Origin of the sequence: Kamptonema sp. UHCC 0994 (assembly GCF_029167235.1) — a bacterium.
Lineage (GTDB): Bacteria > Cyanobacteriota > Cyanobacteriia > Cyanobacteriales > Microcoleaceae > Kamptonema.
In genome coordinates, this window is record NZ_JARFTR010000137.1 from 1 (window position 1) to 3,330 (window position 3,330).

A 3,330-nucleotide genomic window follows, 5' to 3' on the forward strand; every position below is an offset into this window, starting at 1 on the left:
CCGCCCGGAGGGCGGCGTTACGTAAGTCCTTAACTAGCCGATAACACATTGAAACTAGCACGATAATCTTGAGCAGATAGAACTCGCCAACTAGAATCACCTAACAATTCCAAAACGTATTGGTGATATTCCACTAAACTTGCGCGGTGGCCAACACTGATAAAAGTAGTTTTAGTTCCTTGTAAATGCTGGTAGAGCGCGGCTTCATTTTTCAGATCCAAAGCACTTGTAGCTTCATCCAAAATAGCATAGGAGGGCTGCGTTAGTAACAAACGCGCAAAAGCAAGGCGTTGCTGTTCTCCTAGGGACAAAATATCAGCCCATTCTAACTCTGCATCAAAACCACCCGCTCTTTCTGGTAAGTCTGTTAAATTTACCAATTCTAAGGCGTGGCGTAGTTTTTGCTCATCAACTTCGCTGCTAATATTTGGATAGAGTAGTTGCGATCGCAGACTTCCTAAAATCATATAAGGCCGCTGGGGCAAAAACAGCATTTCCTCAAGGTTTGGTCGCACCAAGCGGCCTGTGCCAGTGTTCCACAAACCTGCAATCGCCCGCAGCAGAGAACTCTTACCCGCACCGCTTTGACCTACAATTAATAGTCCTTCTCCTGGTCGAATTTCAACGGAAAGATCCCGAACCAAAGTCTTTTGGTGTTTCGGAGTTTCTAAGGTAATGTGTTCTAGTTTAAACTCAGAAATTACTTCAGAACTGACTACAGTATCAATTGTAGTTCCTGCTAATTTTTGTGCGGTTGTTTGTGCTTCTAGCGTATCTGTAAATACCGCCAAACGATTGATACTCGCTGCAAAAGCACTCAAGGGTTCAATTTGATCGACAACTACCGACAAAGCGCCTAAAACTTGACTGAAAGCAAAACCAGCTTGACCGATATCCCCAAACTTAATTTGACCTGCAAAATAAGCCGGAGCAAGAAAAAGAGAAGGGATAATTACAACAGCATACTTATATCCAGTTGTATAGTATCCCAGATTTCGCTGCCAGCCAATCAGCAAGTTAAAATTATGAAATACTTCTACAAATCGCTGCTTGACTTGAGTTGATTCCTGTTCTTCGCCAGAGTAAAATGCAATAGATTCAGCATTGTCACGGACGTGAACTAATCCATAACGAAAGTTAGCTTCTTTTTTAAGTTGATTAAAGCTCAGAGGAATTAATTTTTGACCAAAAATGGTAGTAACTATCGTACCAAAAGTAGCATATACAATCAGGAAGACTGAAAGCTGTTTAGAAATTGACCAGAGAATCCCCGTGAACGATATAATATCAATTACTGAGCCAAGGATGATTAATAAAAAGCTTAAGCTCGTGCGAGTGAAAGATTTAATATCTTCAGAAATACGCTGGTCAGGATTATCAATTTCATTTTTCCTAGAATTGATTTCATAATAAGCTCTATTCTGAAAATACTTATCAAGGAATTTATTAGTCATCCACTCTCGCCAGTAGAGACTAAGTTTATCCCTGATATAGCCGTAAATCACCACAATCGGAGTACCAACGACAAAAACACCCGCATAGACAAAAAGATATTTCCAATAGTTTTCCTGATCTTTACCTGCGAGGGCTGTTTGGAAAAAGTTGCCGACGTAACTAATCACCACGTTAAGACCGCTAACGGAAAGTGATAGGATCAACAATAGAGTTAAGAATCCCCATTGTTGCCAGCGTGGTATTAACCTACTTCTAAAAAAGACAAATGCGGCCAATGGCAAAATCAGCATTAAAGCAACAATGACGACCGCAGGAGAATTAATAATGCCTTTTATCAGTGTTGCTAAGCCAGCGGCGATACTGTTGAAAAAGTCGGGAAAAAGAGCTTGAGTTCCTAAACAAACAGCGCTGACAACTACAAACATTGCAGCGAATAGAAATACGATCAGCAGCACGAGCAATCCTAGGAAAGCTGTACCGCTCCTTGGTTCTAGAGGATAAAAGTAAGGTTGCGCGATCGCTAAAAATCGCTTCCACAACTGACGGTCAAATCGATTCATCTTTACTTTCAGAGGAACTACTTTGGCTGTTTTAAGATATCAAGAGTCTTGACAAAATGCTAGAGGAGCTTTTGGAACTGGGGATGGGGACAAGGAAGACAAGAGAAACAACAGAGATAGGGAGATGGGGAGATGGGGAGATGGGATAATTCCCCGCCAACAGTCAACCATCAACCGCTAAGCCTTCCTTCTTCCTTGTTCCTTACGGTGGATATGCTGCGGAATCTGGCTAGGAAATCGGCCCGGAAGAAGTTGCATCCCCCTTTGCCAAATCTGCCTGCGGTTCACTTTTGAAGTGTTGCTGGCTTATCCCCAAACTAACTTGCTTCATCAGCCAATACAAACAGGTAATCACCATAAAGGTTACAGCCATCACCAACACGGGACGCTTGCCGACGAGATCGTTCATTACGGTGTTAACAAGCTCGTCGGGGTTAGTGATGATATCCCAACTGTTGAAACGTATAAATCGTCCTAGATAAATGCCAATAGCACAAAGACCGTGTACGATTAACTCGGCAATGACAATGAACTGACCCAAACCCTGTTGCTTCAAGTAATAACCTAAGTTAATCACAGATAAGACATAGGCTTCAAAACCTACGACCATAAATAGTAGATATTGGGGAATTAAGGCAAGGGTAATTACCCAAACTGAGTAGCCCCAACGAATTTGGTCGATCAGGTGAATGATATCTGTTAAAACGTAGGGTGCATTCGGCAAGAAGGCGATGAAAATGAGAAAACCACCCCACCAGCGGAGGGAGCGAGTTCCGCGCTGTCGTAACACCCAGATATCCAGGGCCATCAGTAGCAGGGTGATTGCGATCGCGCCAAGTACGTAAGTTTTGCCGAGATCTCGGATCAGGTGAACTCCATAGGCTAAAACATGGCGGGTGTTGGGTAAGAAAGTCGCCCCCAAGAGGAATGCTGTACCCCACACCAAAAAGCGCGATCGCGGTCGGTAAAATAGGAAAAAACTCACGGCTAAGGGCACTAATGCCAAAAACAAATTCCAAGACATCCAGCGGCCATTATGCGCCATTGCCCGCCATGTCTCAGCGATCAAAGAAATCAGTTCATATTTCATAGCTTTTTCACGGAACGATCTACTCTTGTGGGATAGTTACAGATTGGATGCAGCGTCATATCGCTAAAGGGTTATTTCGATTTTAGATTGGATAAAATCGGGTTAAGATTGCGTGAATAGCGTTTAAACTTAAGCACTGATAGAGTTTCAGCTTTTTCTTAACTTGATGTATTAGCACTTTCCTTACTATTTGTAACGCCGCCCTCTGGGCGGTAAGGATACCGC

At 43.0% G+C, this 3,330-nt stretch carries 2 protein-coding genes; both read right to left on the reverse strand.

The genetic code is table 11. The features are described 5' to 3' along the window. Positions 1–29: 29 nt before the first annotated feature. On the reverse strand, positions 30–2,015 hold the full coding sequence (locus PY364_RS13060; RefSeq protein WP_275523081.1) for an ABC transporter ATP-binding protein/permease: 1,986 nt from the start codon (positions 2,013–2,015) through the stop codon (positions 30–32). Positions 2,016–2,244: 229 nt separating this feature from the next. Then, on the reverse strand, positions 2,245–3,105 hold the full coding sequence (locus PY364_RS13065; protein WP_275523083.1) for a DUF1361 domain-containing protein: 861 nt from the start codon (positions 3,103–3,105) through the stop codon (positions 2,245–2,247). Positions 3,106–3,330: the final 225 nt, after the last annotated feature.